This is a genomic window from Marisediminitalea oceani (genome assembly GCF_003731635.1).
Classification (GTDB): domain Bacteria; phylum Pseudomonadota; class Gammaproteobacteria; order Enterobacterales; family Alteromonadaceae; genus Alteromonas; species Alteromonas oceani.
In genome coordinates this window covers 118858-139000 of the sequence record NZ_RCUA01000078.1, presented here as the reverse complement: position 1 = coordinate 139000, position 20143 = coordinate 118858, and the positions used below count along the sequence as shown (strand labels likewise).

16 protein-coding genes are annotated in these 20143 nt (G+C 48.9%); 12 read left to right on the top strand and 4 right to left on the bottom strand.

What is annotated here, in order from left to right; genetic code table 11:
* Positions 1-188: 188 nt before the first annotated feature.
* Complete coding sequence (locus D9T21_RS19975; RefSeq protein WP_123326945.1) at positions 189-1832, bottom strand: diacylglycerol kinase family protein; 1644 nt, start codon at positions 1830-1832, stop codon at positions 189-191.
* Between the two features lie 134 nt (positions 1833-1966).
* Here D9T21_RS19975 and D9T21_RS19970 point away from each other — a divergent pair, with 134 nt between their 5' ends.
* The 7 genes from D9T21_RS19970 (at position 1967) to D9T21_RS19940 (ending at position 9206) form a co-directional block, all read left to right on the top strand.
* Positions 1967-2512, top strand: coding sequence for a DUF2878 domain-containing protein (locus D9T21_RS19970; RefSeq protein ID WP_123326944.1), 546 nt, complete (start codon positions 1967-1969; stop codon positions 2510-2512).
* On the top strand, positions 2509-3195 hold the full coding sequence (locus D9T21_RS19965; protein WP_123326943.1) for an SDR family NAD(P)-dependent oxidoreductase: 687 nt from the start codon (positions 2509-2511) through the stop codon (positions 3193-3195). Before D9T21_RS19970 ends, D9T21_RS19965 begins: the two co-directional genes overlap by 4 nt.
* A 224-nt stretch (positions 3196-3419) precedes the next feature.
* Complete coding sequence (locus D9T21_RS19960; RefSeq protein WP_164464773.1) at positions 3420-3968, top strand: hypothetical protein; 549 nt, start codon at positions 3420-3422, stop codon at positions 3966-3968.
* A 352-nt stretch (positions 3969-4320) separates the two neighbouring features.
* Positions 4321-5817 carry a sodium/proline symporter PutP gene (gene putP / locus D9T21_RS19955; RefSeq protein ID WP_123326941.1) on the top strand — a complete coding sequence of 499 codons (1497 nt, stop codon included), beginning with the start codon at positions 4321-4323 and terminating at the stop codon, positions 5815-5817.
* A 13-nt stretch (positions 5818-5830) separates the two neighbouring features.
* Positions 5831-6940 carry a glutamate 5-kinase gene (gene proB, locus D9T21_RS19950; RefSeq protein ID WP_123326940.1) on the top strand — a complete coding sequence of 370 codons (1110 nt, stop codon included), beginning with the start codon at positions 5831-5833 and terminating at the stop codon, positions 6938-6940.
* A complete protein-coding gene (locus tag D9T21_RS19945; RefSeq protein WP_123326939.1) occupies positions 6937-8184 on the top strand; it encodes a glutamate-5-semialdehyde dehydrogenase in 1248 nt (415 codons plus the stop codon). Before proB ends, D9T21_RS19945 begins: the two co-directional genes overlap by 4 nt.
* A gap of 104 nt (positions 8185-8288) precedes the next feature.
* The gene (locus D9T21_RS19940) at positions 8289-9206 is read left to right on the top strand and encodes a mechanosensitive ion channel family protein (protein ID WP_338134025.1); all 918 of its coding nucleotides are present in this window, start codon (positions 8289-8291) and stop codon (positions 9204-9206) included.
* A gap of 266 nt (positions 9207-9472) precedes the next feature.
* Here D9T21_RS19940 and D9T21_RS19935 read toward each other — a convergent pair whose 3' ends face one another.
* Complete coding sequence (locus D9T21_RS19935; protein ID WP_123326938.1) at positions 9473-10015, bottom strand: HNH endonuclease; 543 nt, start codon at positions 10013-10015, stop codon at positions 9473-9475.
* Positions 10016-10252: 237 nt separating this feature from the next.
* On the opposite strand from D9T21_RS19935, the gene pnp reads away from it, so the two are divergent.
* Both pnp and D9T21_RS19925 read left to right on the top strand, forming a co-directional pair.
* Positions 10253-12367 carry a polyribonucleotide nucleotidyltransferase gene (gene pnp, locus D9T21_RS19930; RefSeq protein ID WP_123326937.1) on the top strand — a complete coding sequence of 705 codons (2115 nt, stop codon included), beginning with the start codon at positions 10253-10255 and terminating at the stop codon, positions 12365-12367.
* Between the two features lie 79 nt (positions 12368-12446).
* The gene (locus D9T21_RS19925; protein WP_123326936.1) at positions 12447-12749 is read left to right on the top strand and encodes a DUF1244 domain-containing protein; all 303 of its coding nucleotides are present in this window, start codon (positions 12447-12449) and stop codon (positions 12747-12749) included.
* On the opposite strand, the gene cdd is transcribed toward D9T21_RS19925, so the two are convergent.
* A complete protein-coding gene (gene cdd, locus D9T21_RS19920; RefSeq protein WP_123326935.1) occupies positions 12746-13147 on the bottom strand; it encodes a cytidine deaminase in 402 nt (133 codons plus the stop codon). The genes D9T21_RS19925 and cdd overlap by 4 nt on opposite strands.
* Before the next feature lie 140 nt (positions 13148-13287).
* Between cdd and nlpI the strand changes: the two genes are divergently transcribed.
* Both nlpI and D9T21_RS19910 read left to right on the top strand, forming a co-directional pair.
* Entirely contained in the window at positions 13288-14166 is an 879-nt protein-coding gene (gene nlpI, locus D9T21_RS19915; RefSeq protein ID WP_123326934.1) for a lipoprotein NlpI, read from the top strand.
* Positions 14167-14169: 3 nt separating this feature from the next.
* A complete protein-coding gene (locus D9T21_RS19910; protein ID WP_123326933.1) occupies positions 14170-15660 on the top strand; it encodes a tetratricopeptide repeat protein in 1491 nt (496 codons plus the stop codon).
* On the opposite strand, the gene cysZ is transcribed toward D9T21_RS19910, so the two are convergent.
* Positions 15647-16393: a sulfate transporter CysZ gene (cysZ, locus tag D9T21_RS19905; RefSeq protein WP_206427310.1), complete on the bottom strand. Its 747-nt coding sequence runs from the start codon at positions 16391-16393 to the stop codon at positions 15647-15649. The genes D9T21_RS19910 and cysZ overlap by 14 nt on opposite strands.
* 267 nt (positions 16394-16660) lie before the next feature.
* Here cysZ and smc point away from each other — a divergent pair, with 267 nt between their 5' ends.
* On the top strand, positions 16661-20128 hold the full coding sequence (gene smc / locus D9T21_RS19900) for a chromosome segregation protein SMC (protein WP_123326932.1): 3468 nt from the start codon (positions 16661-16663) through the stop codon (positions 20126-20128).
* Positions 20129-20143 lie beyond the last annotated feature (15 nt).

The following is a 20143-nucleotide window of genomic DNA, read 5'->3' as shown; positions in this document are numbered from 1 at the left end:
CCATAACGTGTTATGTGTGACTAATTGAGTCTTCCAGCGGGTTACCGTTTGTTACTCTCTGACTAGTAATTTAGCAATACGTGTGCCCGAAGATATGTGTATGATTTAAAATGGGTATTTCTGTTTTGGTGGGAGTTAAAGGGAAGGCCAAGGGTAATATTTACCCTTGGTAATGTAATCCGGAAACGTTAGTCACTCACCTCATAGCTTTCATCAAAGCGTTTGCTGTCGGCCAGAATATTGAGATTTCTGGCCTGACATTTAACGGTGATTTCGCTTGTAGTGTAGGTTTCACCATCAATTACGTAAGTTTGCTCCTCAGGCAGTTTTATACTGACCTGCTTAGCCCGTTTGTGATGAATGATTTGTGATGATTTCTTTGATTGCTCGTTGCCAAACACCAGTTCGGCCACGGTAAATAACGGCATGTCATCTTCTGTAGGGGTGAGCCAGGTGATATCCAGTTCACCATCTGTCATATCCGGCAGGTCGCCCCCCTGAGCGAGTGCAGTGCTAAGTGGCGCCGCATTCGCGATAACAAATGAAGGGGTATCGAGCTCAAAGCTTTCATCATCAAGGGTCACCTGAAGCTTTTGCGGGTTGCTGGTGTTCATTGCTTTCCACAGGCCCTCAAGATAAGCCATCTGACCACCGTTATTCTTTTCCTCTCGGTCGGCATGTTCAATCATCTGAGACTCAAAGCCAATGGCAGACACTAAAAGCATTAGTCTGCCATTACATTCTGCCGTATCCACCGGCGTATATTGCTGCTCACAAATCACTTCACAGGCACGTGTGATGGGCGCGAGCTTGCTACGCAGGCCATATACAATCTGACTTAGTGCATTGGCGGTGCCCAGAGGAATAATGCCCAGCACCTTCTGGTGTTCGCGGGTTACTGTGGCAACTTCTGTCACTGTACCATCGCCACCACAGGCGATTAATATTTCGTTACCGGCCTTTATTGCCTGATGTGCCTGCCAGGTGGCATCGAGCTCAGGTGTGGTCTCATATATGGTGACCCGGAACTGACTGTTTAAATGGGAAAGGATTTCTTCCTTGTACGTTTTCCATTTGCCGCCGCCTGCTACCGGGTTGGCAATGAGAGCCAGCTGCGTATTTAATTTTAAACGGCCACGTTGTTTCACCGCTGAAAGACTCTTAAGCTGGTGCTTATTAAGTCTGGCAGTAGCTCGTACTGACTGAATCTTATTCATCACATCAACCACTGACAGCGCATCGTTGCGGGCCAGCAGGTAGGCAGCCATTACCAGCACCGAGCGACCGCGCCCTAAAGCACAATGAACCAGTATTTTGCGACCATCGCGAATGTGTTGATCAATCCAGTTTAGTGCCAGGTGAAGCTGCTCATTGGTAGGACTGGCATGGTCGAGTACCGGAATATTCAGATAATCCACATCATAGCGGTAACTGGTCCAGTCGAGGCCGTCGAATTCTGCCGTTACATCCAGAATACAGTCGATCCCCTGGTTGCTGAGTTTTTCAATGTCGCTACCGACCAGTCGTGTACCCAGATACAGTTGTTCTTCGATTTTCTGAATATTGGGCACCTTATCGGTTTTGCGTTCATAATAGTTATAGAAACGGGCACCCAGCAGAAAAGGAATAAACAGCCAGCGAACGTAAACCGGGATCCGCCCGTCTTCGCGTTTTCTGAATAATTCGGGGTAATTAGTCAGATAAGCTACACACACGGCAAACAGCGATGCCGCAGTCCACAGAATGACCACATTTATCCACCAGTAGGGCACATAGGCCGCAATGACACAAAGTAAAATGCCAGCCAACAGATAATACTTAACCATCTTCATTGGTTATTCTCTCCCTCAGTGAACCCACAATCGTTAGCGCCGTATCAGTTACAGCAATCAGTTAAAACGTTAGTTTCGGTAATACTGGTAATACAAGTATTGTGCCGTGCGTATTATTTTAGTGGGGTGAAGGATTGTTTAAGTTAATCAATTTTATAGGTTTTCAGGCTAGTTGGTGGCTGCTTATCCTGTACCAGAATCAATACTGGTGGGTGGTTGCTGCACTGTTGATTGCCCATATTGTGCTGGTTAGGGAGTCACTCACAGAATTCGCCGTAGTGCTGGTTGCAGCAATCGCAGGCGTCATTACCGACAGTTTGCTGGCGATGTTTGGTGTGTACATTTTTTCTGGTTCCGGGCAATTCTTACCGATCCCTTTTTGGCTTATTTTACTATGGTTCGCCTTTGCCTCTACGCTGAGGCACAGTCTGGCATATCTCAGCACACACTACTGGTTAGCTGCCGGACTTGGTGCGGTTGGCGGTACGCTTAGCTATGTGGCGGGTATGCAGTTACAGGCAGTTACTTTCGGCTTAGCTTTTTATCCTACCGTATTTTTACTTGCCGCCATCTGGGCATGCCTTATGCCTGTGATCTTTTTGCTAAGCCAACGCGTTGAAGCCGTAGCACAACGTGTTAATGGCAGTGACACATTCCAAACCACAAAGGAGAAGTTATGACACCCTTGTCGATGGTAACGGGAGGTAACCGTGGGATCGGTTTTGCAATAGCAGAAGGCTTGCTGAAGCTGGGACACAAGGTATTACTGGTAGCCCGTGACGAAGAGGAAGCTGAACAGGCCTGTGCAGATCTCAATGGCGATGTACATCCAATTGTAATGGACATCACTGCACAGGGTGCAATGGAAGACGCTCTCACGCGAGCAGTGGCGGTGTTTGGCGATATCGATATATTGATCAATAACGCCGGGGTGATGCACAGTGACGAACTTGCTGAGCTGAGTGCAGGCGACCTGCAGTCATCGTTTGATGTGCATGTGAAAGGTCCGGCGATGCTGACTAAAGCCGTGCTGCCTGCCATGCTGGATAACAATTTTGGTCGTATTATTAATGTTTCAAGCGGATACGGCAGCTTTGCCGAGAAACTCGGCGGACCTCCGGCTTATGCGGTAACGAAAGCAGCGCTGAATGCGCTGACAGTGAAAACGGCGGCGTCAGTGCCGGCCGGTAAAAACGTTAAGGTAAATGCTATGTGCCCAGGCTGGGTTCATACCCGTATGGGCGGCTCAAGTGCGCCGTTAACGCCGGAGGAGGGCGCAGACACAGCTATCTGGCTGGCCAGTCTCGATGAAGACAGTCCTAACGGGATGTTCTTCCGCAAACGCAAACCCATCAGCTGGTAGATTGGTATTACCGCCGGTGTGAATATTTTTCACACCGGCGGGCATTTCTGGGGGCCTTTATTGACGGCTTCTTCTATTTTTTGGTGTCTAAAAATCTATCTTATTGAAAGTTAAAGGCTATTTTTCTTTTTTGAATTGGCGTCGACTTTGCAAGTTTAGTTGTAATAACTGATGCAGAGCGACAGGTGCGAAACCATCAGCCGTTTTCGGAAGGAGAATATTCAGTGAGTGAGTCTTTAGCGATGTCGGCGGGTTATGACACCCAGGAAAGGGTGATTATAACTCAGGATCATTATCAACCAGCAGTGGTATCTGTTGGGGTTGTGTTGTATGAGTGGAACGAGGCTATTCGCCAGCGAGTGCAACGCCTCGGCTCCCAGTTTGGTAACAGCGGCATAAAATTACAGTTACTCACTCATTCTGATTTGGTCAGACAGGACGACAAAGCCAAACACCTTCAGGGCGTTATATTTCAATTACCTTCAGATGGTGACAGCCCGCTGGCAAGGCGTTTTGAGTTAATTTTTCGTCAGAGCCATCAGGCTTTGCTGGCCGATTGTGATGTAGCTGCAGCGTTTACCGTAGCTGAAGACGATAACCTTTCGAATATCGAGCTGGCGATGCAGGTGAGTTTTGCATCACACGGTGCAGATTGTCATTGGTTAGGGCTTGATTACTCTGCGGCAGACTCCGTGGCGTTTCAATCCTGGTGCGAAGGGATAGCCATGTCAGTACGTCAGTCTGTAAGTAAACCGGCAACGCTGGCGGCTTAGATGAAAACGAACTCTAATATTTAGACCCGTAATAAAAATGTCACGAATTGAACAAAGATGGTAATTCAGTTCATTTTAGTAGGTTTTTAATGTTAAGCACGTATAACTACCAAGGTTGAAATAAAAAGCTATGCTAATCAGCTTTTTATAGCTTTACTTCGGTAACTTGAGATAACTGTCAACAGTAAGGGTGAAAGACGTTTATACGGTTTGTAGATGGCTGTTTTAATGGATTTTACGCCTCCCCCTCGTAGTCTTCGCCCTTGTAATAAATGTTTATGCGCGTATAATTAGACCTCTAATTAATATTGATAATCAGTTAACGACAAAAATACAAAGGCAATATTTTTCTATGGCGTTTGAAAGTTACATCTCACTAGCGATTTACTTTGCAGTTATGCTGGGCATTGGGTTGTTCGCATATAAGCAATCAACCAGTGACATTTCCGGCTACATACTGGGCGGTCGCCAGGTTAGCCCACACGTAACTGCATTATCCGCTGGCGCATCTGATATGAGCGGATGGATGCTGATGGGATTACCCGGCGCGATGTTCTTAACTGGTTTTGATGCCATGTACATTGCAATTGGTCTGGTGGCCGGTGCGTTGGCTAATTATTTTCTGGTCGCTCCCAAGCTGCGCGTTTATACCGAAGTCGCCGATGACTCGCTGACTATTCCAGAGTTTTTCGCAAAGCGTTTTGGTCAGTCTAATGCCAGTGTGAGAATGGTCTCAGCCGGCATTATTGTTATGTTCTTTACATTATATACGTCGGCCGGTTTAGTGGCTGGCGGTAAGCTTTTTGAAAGCGCGTTTGGCATGGGTTACCAGACAGGTCTGATTATTACGCTGGCGGTGGTGGTGTCGTACACACTGTTGGGGGGGTTCCTGGCGGTAAGCATGACGGACTTTGTGCAGGGCTGCATCATGTTTGTGGCGCTGGTATTAGTACCAATTGTTGCGTTTACCGAGTTTGACAGCCTGGCGCAAATGAACAGCGCGGCACTGGAATCAGTACCGTCGTTAAGCGAATCATGGCAGGAGCTAACATTGCTTGGTCTGGTATCCAGCCTGGCATGGGGTTTAGGTTATTTCGGACAGCCGCATATTATTGTCCGCTTTATGGCCATTCGTTCAGTAAAGGCTATTGCGACAGCTCGTAATATTGGTATGTCGTGGATGTTGGTAACCATTATCGGTGCATTGGGTACCGGTTTTGTAGGGATTGCTTATGCAAACCAGTTCGGCTTGCAGGTGGCAGATGCAGAGACTATTTTTATTATATTCTCCGAGATTCTGTTTCATCCGTTGATCAGCGGGTTCCTGATGGCTGCAATTCTGGCTGCCATTATGAGCACAATCTCATCGCAGCTATTAGTGTCGGCCAGCTCGCTGACAGAAGACATTTATCGTGTAGTGAGCAAAAAAGAAGCCTCCCAGGAGCAAACCGTAGCCATAGGCCGCTATGGTGTAGCGGGTGTAGCACTTGCAGCATTGCTGCTGGCATGGGATTCATCGAACAGCATCTTGTCTCTGGTCAGTAACGCCTGGGCAGGCTTTGGTGCAGCGTTTGGTCCGCTGGTGCTGTTTTGTTTGTACAAGAAAAATTTAACTCATAAAGCCGCTCTGGCAGGCATTTTGAGTGGTGCCGTAACGGTACTGTTCTGGATCTATGCGCCGGTCCTTGAAGGCGGTGCAACACTAAGTAGTGTGGTTTATGAGATTGTCCCCGGCTTTATCATTAGTTCACTGACTATCTGGGGCGTGATTATCTTCAGTGAAGAGCCGCACGAGGAAGTGCAGGCGAAATTTACCGAAACAAATAAAGTTTTAGCAGAATTATCTTAAGGTGATAGGAAATATGAATCGTTCAAATTGGAAACGCATTGTAGTTAAGGTTGGGAGTGCATTGATTGCCCCTAACCGTCAGGGATGTAGTAGTCATTATCTTCTGAGTATTGCGCAATTTATTGTACGTTGCCGGATGCAGGGCATTCAGGTAGTGCTGGTCTCCTCAGGCTCGGTAGCTGCGGGGGCACACATATTCCCGGAAGAAACGAAAAAGAACATTGCTATCAAAAAAGCGATGGCCGCAGCTGGTCAGACCGAAATGATGGCAACCTGGGATAAACTGTTCGACTTTCCGTCGGCCCAGGTGTTACTGACTCACGCTGACTTACGTGACCGTGAGCGCTATGTAAGTATTCGTGAAACACTGGACAGCTTGCTTGATCACGGTGTATTACCCATCGTTAATGAGAACGACACGGTAACTACCGACAAGCTTAAAGTAGGTGATAACGATAACCTGTCTGCCATGGTAGCGGCAGCTGCCGATGCGGATGCGCTGGTTATCTGTTCTGATGTAGACGGGTTGTATGATAAAAACCCCCACAAACATGACGACGCAAAATTGTTATCGTGGGTAGATAAGATTGATGAGAGTATCTACGCCATGGCGGGCGGCGCCGCCGAAGATGGTGTTGGTACCGGTGGTATGCGCACCAAGGTAGAAGCAGCTGAAAAAGCGGTTTCACACGGTATTGATACCTTTATCATTAACGGCTTTACCGAGCTTTCATTTAACCTGATGCTCGAAGGACAAAACCCTGGCACGCACTTCCAGGCGCATGAAAAGCCGATGAAAGAAAATGTGCACTGGATGACCCACACCTCGAATGCGCAGGGTGAGGTCGTGATTAAAGAAGCGTTTAGCGATCCTCTGGATGAGGGCGTTGAGTCACTCACTAGTAGTGAAATTCTTGACGTTAAAGGCGAGTTTTCGGTAGGCGATACCATTTTAGTCCGTCGTGAAGATGGCGTAAAACTGGCCAAGGCTAAATCAAATTACAGTAGCTGTTTGTTAAACTTCATTGCCAACGAAGGTAATCAGAAGTTTGCATCGGAATTCGAAGAGAAAACCGGTCCGATTATTTCAGAACAGCACATTGCAGTATTGGAGAACAAATGAGTTTAATTACACAAATTGCCAACGACACAGCTAACGCTGCGAAAACGTTAGCGATTTTAGATGAAGCAACGAAAAACAAAGTACTGGCTGCCATGGCTGCAGCTATTCGTGATAACCAGGACGAGATTGTTAAGGTCAACACGAAAGAAGTTGCTGAGGGTAAACAAGCGGGTCTGGATGACGCCATGTTAGACCGCCTTACCCTGACGCCTGCGCGTATCGAAGATATGGCCGCAGGCATCGAAACCATTATTGAGCTGGCTGATCCGGTAGGGCAGGAGCGTTCGATTATGGAACGTCCTAACGGCCTGCAAATTAACAAAATGCGTGTGCCCCTTGGTGTGGTTTGTATGATTTACGAAGCACGTCCTAATGTTACCGCTGATGCAGGTGCTTTATGTTTTAAATCGGGTAACGGCGTAATTCTGCGTGGTGGTAAAGAAGCCTTGCAAACCAGCATGGCGATTGCCGGCTTGTTGCAGCAGGTTCTGCGTGAGCACGATTTACCTGAAGCGTTAATCAGCGTGATCCCGGATCCGGACCGCGCCCTGATGCAGGAACTGATGGAGCAGGTTGATACTATCGACGTGATTATTCCACGTGGTGGTGAAGGCCTTATCCGCTATGTAACAGATAACAGTAAGGTTCCGGTAATTCAGCACTTCAAAGGTGTATGCCACTTATACGTCGATAAGGACGCAGATCTGGACATGGGCCTGGAGCTTCTTATTAATGGTAAAACTCAGCGTACCGGTGTGTGTAACGCACTGGAGGGTCTGGTAGTGCATCAGGCGATTGCTGGTGATTTTCTGCCACGAGTCAGTAAGATGTGTCAGGAGAAAGGTGTTACGGTGCATGCTAACAAAGCGGCAGCCAGCTATTTCGACGATGCCGATGTGATTGGCGATGACGAATTTGGCGAAGAGTACCTTGGCCTTGAAATCGCTATCCGCGTAGTTAAAGACTACGACGAAGCACTGTCGCACATCCATAAATTTGGTAGTCACCATACAGAAGTGATCTGTACTCAGAACATGGATACAGCAAAGCACTTCCAGCGTGCTGTGGATGCCTCGGCGGTAATGATTAATGCGTCTTCACGCTTTAATGATGGTAGCCAGCTTGGCCTTGGCGCAGAGATTGGTATCGCCACCACTAAACTGCATGCTTACGGACCTATGGGGCTGGAGTCGCTGACCACTGAGAAATACGTAGTCACCGGCACCGGACAAATCCGCGAATAATAGCGACGGATAACCGATGGTCGGCGTGGTAAGGTTGAGTTTTTTACTATAACCTGCCACGCTTTGCTACGAATATGTAAAGTCCACCTATAAGGTGGGCTTTTTTGTTGGAGGAACTTGAGTTCATGGCGATGCCTGACGTAATCGACCAAGCCTGGCGCGTTTTTCTGGATTACACCCAGTCCTATAAATTACTAACCTCACTGTTACTTATAATGGTGTTTCTTGGTTGCAAGCGCATCATTATCAGGTTGCTCAGACGACAAAGTAAAAAAAGCGGCGATGACCGCCGTCACTCCATTAATATTATCGACCAGTTAGGCAATGCCATCCTGCTGGTGTTGCTGCTGATGCTCTGGTCAACCGAAGTGCAGAGTCTGGCCCTGTCCATTGCGGCATTTATGGTGGCTATCGTCTTTGCCACCCGCGAGATGATCCAGTGCTTTATGGGCTTTATCTACTACATGACAACGCGTCCGTTCAGGGTCGGCGACTGGGTTCAGTTAGGCGATAATGTGGGCGAAGTGGTAGAAATGGACTGGGCCAAAACCACACTGCTTGAAGTGGATGCGGAACACTATGGCTATACCGGTAAACACGTGTACGTGCCGAATAATCAATTGATGATTCAGGTAGTTAAAAACCTTAACTTCCTGCGCCGCTATCGATTGCATGAATTTTCCTTAACGCTGGAGCCGCTGGTCAATCCCTATAGGTTATTGGATGACTTCAGAGCGAAAGCTATTGAACATTGCAGTCACTTCCGCGATGTAGCCGAGCGCTATAAGAGCTGGATTGAGCGTAACCTGGATGCTGAGTTCATTAGCATCGATCCGGTTATCGACATTGAAACCAATAATTTTGCCAAGTTTGTGGTGAAAGTGGGGCTGTTTTGTCCATCTGACGAGTCGCTGTTATTGGAAGAGAAAATTCGCGCAGACTGGCTGTCTTTATGGTTTGATACCATTAAAGCGGAACAGAAAAAGGGCGGTTTGCCACCAGTAGGTTCAGATCAGGCTTAGAGTATACCAATCCGCATAGAGGTTTACCCTCTCAGAGTGAGTCAAAACGACTTAGATCACGACGCGTGCTCTGCGGCATAGTCATTCTATGTCCAGAGGACGCAACACAGATGTAAGTCGTTTTGGCCACTCCCTTTGGGCAAGGCTGTCAGACCTTCTGGCGTTGTTACGCTTGCTTGATTTGGAACCACCAAACCTGTGCAATCAAGCCTAGCCAGAAAGCCTGACAGTCTTGCTGAGTGGGCAAACCTCTATGTGGATTGGTATTATAGCCAGGCGCGTCGCTGGCTGAAATGGTGGCTTAAAAAGTCCATTTGATCGGCCAGAATACGCCGGTTCATCAGGTAAAAGCGTTCGTACAAATTGGGCGCGAAGGGCACAGCCAGTAATGGCATATTCGCCTCTTCGGGTGTTCTGGCACCTTTTTGATGGTTACAGCGGGCACAGGCAGTGGCGACATTTTGCCAGTTGTTTTTACCGCCTCTTGAGCGCGGGATAATGTGGTCACGGGTGAGCTGGCCGGAACGAAACTGATTGCCGCAATATAAACACAAATAGTTGTCGCGACGGAACAAATAGCGGTTAGTCAGAGCAATTTTGCCGTTTTGTACCACCTTACCATCGCAGGCGATAATCGAACTGATGCGCAGCTGACTTTGCTGGCCTTCACGGTTCCAGCCGCCGAGCAGGGTGCGGTGCTGATTACCCAGTTCAAACAGTACTTTATTCTGGGCGTAGTAACGGGCGGCCTGATAAATGTCGAGCCAGTCTTGTGGCGCACCTGCTTTATTGAGACGTAATATTAACATGTCCGGCCCTCAATCCTTTAGAGGTCTTGTCGACCTGGCAAACAGTACTGTTACGAATCAGTATGACAGATTGATGAAAAGACGCCACAGGGTGTGTTAAAAATGCGCAAATTGCCCGTAAGACTTAATTTTTTGGCTTATCGGTGATTAGTTATTGGTAAACGCACCTTGACGCCGCTATACTAACGGCCGCGTTTAATAGCGAAGAATTTTAAAGAAAGATTTAAAGGACAAATAGTGACTCCTATTACAAAAACATTCCAGTATGGACAGCATACTGTAACTTTAGAAACGGGTGTGATTGCCCGTCAGGCAACCGCTGCAGTATTAGCCAGCATGGACGATACTTCTGTACTGGTTACCGTAGTTGGTAAAAAAGAAGCCAAAGCCGATCAGGATTTCTTCCCTCTGACCGTTAACTATCAGGAAAAAACTTACGCTGCGGGTAAAATCCCAGGCGGTTTTTTCAAGCGTGAAGGTCGTCCTTCTGAAGGTGAAACCCTGACTGCGCGTCTGATTGACCGTCCAATCCGTCCATTATTCCCTGAAGGCTTCAAAAATGAAGTTCAGGTAGTAGTGACCGTGGTTTCTGCCAACCCTGAAATCCCAACTGATATTATTTCAATGATCGGTACCTCAGCGGCACTGGCTATCTCTGGTATTCCTTTCAACGGCCCGATTGGTGCGGCGCGTGTAGGTTACACCGATGGCGAATACGTACTGAATACCCGTAACAGCGAACAGGAAGCCAGCCAACTGGATTTAGTTGTTGCCGGTACTGAAGGTGCGGTACTGATGGTTGAATCAGAAGCCAGCGTGCTGTCTGAAGAAGTTATGCTTGGCGCGGTAATGTACGGTCACGAGCAATTACAAACTGTTGTTTCTGCGGTAAATGAGTTTGCTGCTGAAGTGAACACGCCGAAGTGGGACTGGGTTGCTCCGCAGGAAAACACCAGCCTGAAAGACAAAATCAAAGCCCTTGCGCTTGAAGGTATGACCGCCGCTTATCAGATTTCTGACAAGCTGGAGCGTAAAGACGCAGTGACTGCAGTAACCGAAAAAGCGGCTGCTGAAATCTTAGCGGCTGATGAAGAGCAAGATCAGAAAGAAGTTTTCGACCTTCTGCATGAACTGGAAAGTGACGTAGTACGTTCACGTATCCTGGCAGGTGAGCCACGTATCGATGGCCGTGATCCAACTATGGTTCGTGCCCTTAACGTATCTACTGGTGTACTGCCGCGTACTCACGGTTCTGCGGTATTTACCCGTGGTGAAACTCAGGCACTGGTTGTTGCTACCCTTGGTACTGAGCGTGATGCGCAGATGATCGATGAGTTAGCCGGTAAGCGTGACAGCAAGTTTATGCTGCACTACAACTTCCCTCCGTACTGCGTAGGTGAAACCGGAATGATTGGCTCGCCTAAGCGTCGTGAAATTGGTCACGGTCGTCTGGCTAAGCGTGGTATTCAGGCAGTTATGCCTTCTGATGAAGAATTTCCGTACGTAGTACGTGTGGTATCAGAAATCACTGAATCAAACGGTTCATCTTCAATGGCTTCTGTATGTGGTACCTCACTGGCGTTAATGGATGCTGGTGTACCAATTAAAGCCTCTGTTGCTGGTATCGCTATGGGTCTGGTTAAGAGCGACGATAACTTCGTAGTTCTGTCTGATATCTTAGGTGATGAAGATCACTTAGGTGACATGGACTTTAAAGTGGCCGGTACTACCGAAGGTGTTACGGCGCTGCAGATGGATATCAAGATTGAAGGTATCACTAAAGAAATCATGCAGATTGCTCTTAAACAGGCAAAAGAAGCCCGTTTACACATTCTTGGCGTAATGGATTCTGCTCTGGGCGGTCACCGTGAAGAAATGAGCGAATTTGCACCGCGCATTTACACGCTGAAGATTGATCAGGACAAGATCCGTGACGTTATCGGTAAAGGCGGCGCGATGATTCGTTCAATCACCGAAGAATCTGACACCAATATCGAAATCGAAGATGACGGTACAGTGAAGATCTTCGCAACCGAGCGTGCTAAAGCGGAAATCGCCATTGCTAAGATTGAACAGGTGACTGCTGAAATCGAAGTAGGTAAGACCTACAACGGTAAAGTAACCCGTATCGTAGACTTTGGTGCTTTCGTTGAAGTACTGCCTGGCAAAGAAGGTCTGGTTCACATTTCACAAATCGCTCACGAGCGTGTGAACAAAGTGACTGACTACCTGTCTGAAGGTCAGATGGTTGACGTAAAAGTAATGGAAATCGACCGTCAGAACCGTGTACGTTTAAGCATTAAAGAGTTGTTAGAAAAGCCAGCTAAGCCTGAGTCTTCTGACGACGCTTAATCTCAAAGCGATATTCGTATGTATAAAGGGGCTATAAGCCCCTTTTTTCATGCATGAACAGGCCTTAAGGAAAAGTAACATGGATAAATCCGTACAAACTGAAATCGAAGCAGCGGTATTCCGCCGCTTAATCACTCATCTGGATGAACATAAAGACGTGCAGAATATCGAACTGATGATTCTGGCTGACTTTTGTCGTAACTGTCTGGCTAAATGGTACAGCAAAGCCGCCGAAGAGCGCGGCGAAGAGGTGGATTATGATGAAGCCAGACGCGTGGTTTATAAAATGCCTTACAGCGAGTGGAAGGAAAAACACCAGCTGCCCGCCACAGAAGAGCAGCTGGCAGCTTTTAATGCCAAGCAGGAAGCCAAAAAGGCTTAACCGCGGTTTTGCTCCTCCGGCAAACTATAAGTGTGGGGGAGCAGTTCACTGACGGTGGTTTCGGTGCATTCGCCACTAGCGGTAAGCATAAACACTGGTGTATCTGCACTGGCAAACTCGGCGATTTTCTGGCGACAGCCACCGCAGGGATAGCAATAATCATCATTGGGACTGGCTACCAGAATTTGTTTAATCTGTGTGGCGCCAGCGGTGATCATAGTACCGATGGCCGAGGCTTCGGCGCACTGTCCTTGTGGGAACGCGGCGTTTTCAACGTTGCAGCCGTAATATACATTGCCGTCCTCGGCGACGATAGCCGCGCCAACCCGAAACTTAGAGTAGGGGGCGTAGGCGTTTTTCTGGGCCTTTAGTGCGGCATCTTTTAACTGTTGTAACAATTTACTGCTTCCTTAACTGTCGTTATTTTTGTCTACTATCCGGTGAGAACTGATATAGTCTCACTCATCAATACGTGTTAGCGTCTGACTTCTGTTATAGTTGTATCAAACGCGGCGAATAGGAAAGAATTATATTTACCATGCTTAGTCGATTGAGTCTTATCTTTTTTGTTTTAGTGGTTACCGGTTGCGCACAAACTGCACCAAAACAACAGCAAACCGAAATGGGGAACCTGTTAGTGCCGGAACCTGCTCCCCTGAGTATTCGTTCGCAGGTGGCTATCGCCCGATTCGGCCAAATCCTCTCCAATGCCGAGCTAACCGACGAAGATAAAGCCCAGTTACATTTCCAGCGTGGCATGTTATACGACAGCGTAGGCCTGGGTGGACTGGCGCAATTTGATTATAACCGGGCAATTAACTTTAAACCGGATATGGCTGAAGCGTACAACTCACTCGGTGTACACATGGTACAGCAGGAAGAGTTTAGTCGCGCCTATGAAGCCTTTGATTCAACCCTGGATATCGATCCGGGCTATGATTTCGCCTTTTTAAACCGCGGTATTGCGTTATATTACGGCGGCCGGGCCGATTTAGCCGTGTCTGATTTAGCGACCTTTGCTAACAAAGCGCCTGATGATCCCTTCCGGGTGTTATGGGCCTATTTTGCAGAGTCAGAGTACGCGCCGCAAACGGCTCAGCAACAACTCAGTCAGCGCCGGGAAAACCTGCCCGACAGCCATTGGGCTACCGGTCTGGTAGATTTGTTTTTGGGTCAGCAAACCGAAAAACAATTGCTCGACTCCCTGTTAAACGGCATTACCAGTGAGAAAGAACTGACCGACAGGTTGTGTGAAGCTTACTTTTATCTGGGTAAGTACCACGAGGAAAACAACCAGCCTGGCGTGGCTTCCAATTATTTTAAGTTTGCCCTCAGCACCAATGTGTATGAGTACGTTGAACACCGTTATGCCCGCTTGGAGCTGCAACGCTTGAGGCAAAACACGGTTACCGACTAAGTCATGATGTTCTTCAGAGCAACCTGTCTGGCGGTGTTTACTTCATTAACCATCGCCGCAGACAGCGGTCATTTGCCCTCCCAATTGCTCAATAACGCCGAGCAGGCCGATAAGCCTGCGCCGCTGTTATGGGTAGCTGTGCAGCAAAATAGTCTGGCGGCTAAGCAGCGTCTGCTTGAATTTGCTGAGGCGAACCGCAACCAGTACTGGTTGGAAATGCTTATTAAGTCCGGTTATTCCCCGGCAGCACTGACACTGTCCAGAATAGAGGACAATCCGAGGATCACTCAGCGACTGGTGCGTCTGGCGGCGCGCGGCGGGGTGGCCGAAGCACAATACGAATATGCCCTCACACGGGATGATTTTGCTCATCGTGAAACCTGGTTAAAAGCAGCTGCTGAGCAGGATTATTTTGTGGCGCAAACAGCCCTTGCTGACTGGTATCTGCTACACGAACAACAAAGTGAAGCCGAGCCCTGGCTGCAAAAAACCGCTAGCCGGGACAGTCAGAGCGCATTTCAGCTGGCTTATATTCGCTGGCAGCAGGGCCGCGAAGACGAAGGGTACGAATTATTTAAGCAGGCGGCAGAGCAACAACACGAGCAGGCCGAGAATGTGTTAGCCGTGCTGCAACAGTACCAGCCTGAGTCAATCGCTGGCTTGTCGGCTAAGCCCGCCAGTGGTAATTCACCGCAATGCCGGCAGCAAATCCAGCCTTTTGCTACCGGTCTGGCGGAGATGGTGCAGGCGAATCGTATTTACCAGCAGTTTTTAGCTGATAAACGGCTTAAATCCTTACCCTTGTGCGTTAACAAGCCAATTTGGCTGGCCCGCGAGTCACTGAAATGTGATGCAAACTGGCAGGGCCAGGGACGCCTCGGTTGTAACATTGAAGCGCTTGAGCCGGTAGTCAGGCAACGCGGCTTTACCCATGCGGTGGTACTCGCCAAATCGGGCAAGGCGAATGTGAATAATGGCGTGATGTATCTCGATGTTGGCGATACCTACAGCGTATTTGTTCACGAGCTGGCGCACTTCGTCGGGTTTGTTGACGAGTATCCGTTAACACGCAGTTTTGCTAAAGAGTACTGCGCCCGCCAATCGGCGCCTAATCTGGTGTTTTTGGGCGCGCTGACTTATGCCCCGCTGAGTAACATTGAATATTGGCAGTCTATCGAGTTCCCGGTCACCCTTTATCCGTCGCGTACCTGTAATAACATTGGGGTAGCGAGCTTTAAACCCAGCGATCGGATCACCTTTATGGAAAATCACGACGCTAAATATATTCCGCCTATCTACCTATCGATCTGGAATTCATTACTGAACAACCCCAGGGCACAGCGTCCTATCGCCATGAATCTGTTTCAGCATTATGAGCAGGCAGGCAATACTCAGAAAGCGTCTTACTGGCTGGATGTATTCCGCCAGCAGCGGACCGGTTTAACAACCGACCCGGCGGCAGATGCTACGACAGAAAATATCAGCGCCGACTGAGGACGTCTGAGCGATATTCGTTGACCCACATGGCAGTGGCACCGCAGATTGCCACCGGCATCACCAGAAAATTCACAATCGGTATCATCGCCATCACGTTTACGGCAATCCCAAACGAGTAGCTGAGGCCCTTGCGATCGCCCAGCCTTTGGCGCATTTCGCCAAACGGCACTTTGTGGTTATCAAAAGGGTAGTCGCAATACTGAATGGCCATCATCCAGGCGCCGAATAAAAACCACAATATCTGGCCAATCACCGGCAGAAAGAAAAATAACAGTAAAAAGCCGATGGCGCGGGGCAGGTAATACACCAGTTTGGTGATCTCCCGGCCCAGCGTACGGGGAATATCTTTAATGATGGCCATTACGCCGTCATCGCCGAGTGATTGTCCGGTAAGATGGCGTTCCACTTTTTCGGCCAGCAAGCCGTTAAAAGGGGCGGCTATCCAGTTGGCCAGGGTACCAAACATCAGTGCAAAGCTGAGTAAAATACTTATCACCGCCAACGGCCAGAGTAAAAAAGTGATGGACGTCTTCAACCAGCCCAGCCAGTCAGGAATAAACCCGATGAGGTAGTCCACACCGGTCTGAATTTCGCCGAGCAGAAAATAAAAGGCCACTGAAAATAGCACCAGATTGATCATCAAAGGAATAAACACAAAGCGCTTTAAGCCTTTTGTGGTAATTAAATCAAACCCTTGCCCGAAATAACCGATACCGCTGCGTTGTGCCATTAAAACTCCTGCTGTCTGGTGAAAAGAAAATGTCATTATCTGAAAAGGGGGTGATAAAAAATGACATACTTTCAAACACCCACAGTATAAAACTCCGGGATCTCACTGTGAATTCATAATTGTTACAGTTCATGAACTTTGTTACATTCAACTTATAATAACAACCACAACAACGCGTGCGCATATTGAGAATTCCCGGTTCAACGCTATCGACAGGATCAGCGGGTATCGCTATCAATAACGCTCTTTTAACAGAGTGGTGGTGTTGTGCGTCTTAAGAAAATCCGCCTGGCCGGTTTTAAATCCTTCGTTGATCCCACCACGATCCCCTTTCCCGGCGATATGACAGCCATTGTAGGCCCGAATGGTTGTGGTAAGTCTAACGTAATTGATGCGGTGCGCTGGGTGCTGGGGGAAAGCTCAGCCAAAAACCTGCGTGGTGATGCCATGACCGACGTAATATTTAACGGTTCGTCGGCCCGTAAGCCCGTAGGGCAGTGCAGTGTTGAGCTGGTGTTTGATAACTCCAGTGGCCGGATCGCCGGTGAATATGCCAAATATAACGAATTGTCGATTAAGCGCGTTGTTACCCGTGACGCCATCTCCACATATTTTTTAAATGGCAGTAAATGCCGTCGCCGCGATGTCACCGATCTGTTTTTAGGGACGGGATTGGGCCCGCGCAGTTACGCCATTATCGAGCAGGGCATGATATCCCGGCTAATCGAGTCGAAGCCCCAGGAATTGCGGGTGTTCATCGAAGAAGCGGCTGGTATCTCTAAATATAAGGAGCGTAGGCGGGAAACGGAAAACCGTATTCGCCATACCCAGGATAACCTCGAACGTCTGGAAGATGTGCGCGGAGAGCTTGGCAGGCAGCTTGAAAAGTTACAGCGTCAGGCAGCAGCAGCCAAACGCTATACTACGCTTAAAGCGCAGGAACGTACGTTAAAAAGTGAGCTTGCCGCTATTCGCTGGCTCAAACATGATGACCATTTGCAAAAACTGCAACAAACGCAGCAGCAACTGGATACCGATATTGAAGCGCTCAGAGCGAGGCAACGGGGCGATGAGGCCGGTATCGAGAAATACCGTGACACGCAGCAAACCTGTAAGCAAAAGCTTGATCACCTGCAGCAGAATTTATTTACGGTGAGTGCCACGATTTCCCGGCTGGAGCAGTCAGCCCTGCATAATCAGCAACGTCTCAAGCAAATCGACAGCGAACTGGACGATATTCAGACCCAACAAGCGGCCCTGAATGAAGAACAAGAGTTACTGACAGTACAGGCTGAAGAACACGCGGCACTGGTTGTGGAATTAGAGCCCAGTTACGAGATTCAGCAAGCAGCCTGTGAGCAGTTAGAGGTTACGCGTGACCAGGCTGAGGCTGCATTACATCAGCATCAGCGCGATTTTCAGCAAACCGACCAGCAGTATCATCAGCTAAAGCAGCAAGTGCATTCTCACCACAGTAAAGTGCAGTCGTTGTTGCAGATGCAGATGCGTACCCAGCAACGAATTGGTGAGCTGGAGCGCGAAATACAGGAATTTTCCCAGGCTGACCATCAGCAGGCCATCGACGATTTGCAGCTTGAGCTGGAAATGCTGGCAGAGCAAATCCTTGAACAGCAGGATAAGGTTCAAAGCGCCAGGCAGACCCTGGAGCAATCCCAGCGCCATTATGAACAGGCGCGGCAACACACGCAGTCAATGCGTGCTGAGTTACAGCAAAATCAATCCCGGCTCGCAGCGTTTGAGACCCTGCAACAAGCAGCCAGTCCCACGGGGCCGCAACCTGAAGGTGTGGTGCCACTGTGGCAGCAGTTAACGCCAAAGCCGGGCGCTGCGGCCATTATTGAACATGTGCTCAGTGAGCTTGGTGATGCGCAACTGGCGACCGGCGAGAGCCTCGCAACACTAACGGAAAATCAGGCAAATTTAAGCGCAGGCCTTAAGTATTTTAGCCAGCCAGCCTTAACGCGGGATAAACAACCCGGCAGTGTGGCAGCCTTGTTGGAAGATGAATGGGTACCCCATCAGTTTAATCAGATACTGGTGGCAGAAGATGCCGAAAAGGCTCTGGCGATGCGCCAACAGGCTGGTGACAGTGAGCTTATTGTTACCCATGATGGCCAGTGGTTCGGCCCTGATTGGTTTCGCTATGGTGAGCAGGATACCGAGCAGGGCGTGTTACAGCGTGCCGAACAAATCGAGGAACTCAACGATACTATCGCCGCTCAGGAAGCACAGCTAGCTTCGCTTGAAGAACAGGAAAGCGAGGCGCAAAACAATATAGAGCGGGCGCGGGAGCAGGTGAGTGCCAGTGAGGGCGGATTGAATGAACGCAATAATCAGCGCCAGCAACTGACTCAGCGTTTAAGCTGGTTGAGCGAACAACAACGCCAGGAAGCGCAAAAGCGTGAACGCCTGGACGATGAGCTGAGTCGCCAGCAAGAGCAGCTTGAAGAAGAGGCCACCGAACTGGCTATGCTCAATGAAGGGCTGGAAACTTATGAAATGGAGTTGGCAGAGCAGGCAGAGCGCCAGGCGCGGCTGCAGGATCAGCAACAAGCTCTCCAGCAGCAGCTTAGCAGTCAGCGTAGCCAGTATGAGCAAAATACCCGTGAACTGCATCAGATGGCCCTCAAACTGCAGGAGAGCCGTAATAAGCAGCAATCGTTAAATTCACAACAGCAGCGGATTAGTCAGCAACTTACCAGTCTCGGGCAGCGCGCCGCCCAGTTAGAGCAAGAACAACAATCGCTCAATCAACCACAAACCGAACAAGCTGCGCAACTGCAGGATTTGTTGGCCGAAAAAGCGGCGCTTGAAGAACAGCGCTACAGCTTACAGCAGGATCTGGAACATGCAGAAGAGTTGCTCAATCAGGCGATGCAGGGCCAGCAGGCAATTGTTGGTGATATTGCCAAACGGCAGGAGCAGCTCGACAGCCTGAAAATCGAGGCGGAAGGTTACCGCGTGCGGGGCACGGCCATTCTGGAACAACTCAGCGAAATTGGTGTCACACTTAAAGCGGTACTGGAAACCCTGCCGGCCGAAACCAGCGAGACCACCTGGCAACGGGATCTGGAACAGACTACCGCGGCCATTAGCCGGCTCGGTGCTGTTAACCTGGCGGCAGTGGAAGAATACGACGTTCAGGCAGAACGCAAGGCACACCTGGACACGCAATTTGACGACCTTAATGACGCCCTTGAAACATTACAAAACGCTATACGTAAAATTGATCGTGAAACCCGCTCCCGATTCAGCCAGACGTTTGAGCAGGTGAATGAAGATCTTAAAATGCTCTTTCCCAAGGTATTTGGCGGGGGCTCGGCTTATCTTGCCTTAACCGATGATGATTTACTGGAGACCGGCGTGACCATAATGGCCCGTCCGCCGGGCAAGAAAAATAGTACAATTCATCTGCTTAGCGGTGGAGAAAAAGCCTTAACCGCATTATCATTGGTGTTTGCAATTTTCAGGCTTAATCCGGCGCCATTTTGCCTGTTGGATGAAGTGGATGCGCCACTGGATGATGCTAACGTCGGACGCTTCTGTAACCTGGTTTCTGAAATGTCGAAATCGGTACAGTTTATATACATATCACATAATAAAATTGCGATGGAGATGGCGAGCCACCTGACAGGTGTCACCATGGCTGAACCGGGCGTATCACGCATGGTAGCCGTGGATGTCGATGAAGCCGTCTCCATGGTAGACGCATAAATTTAAAGGCGAAAG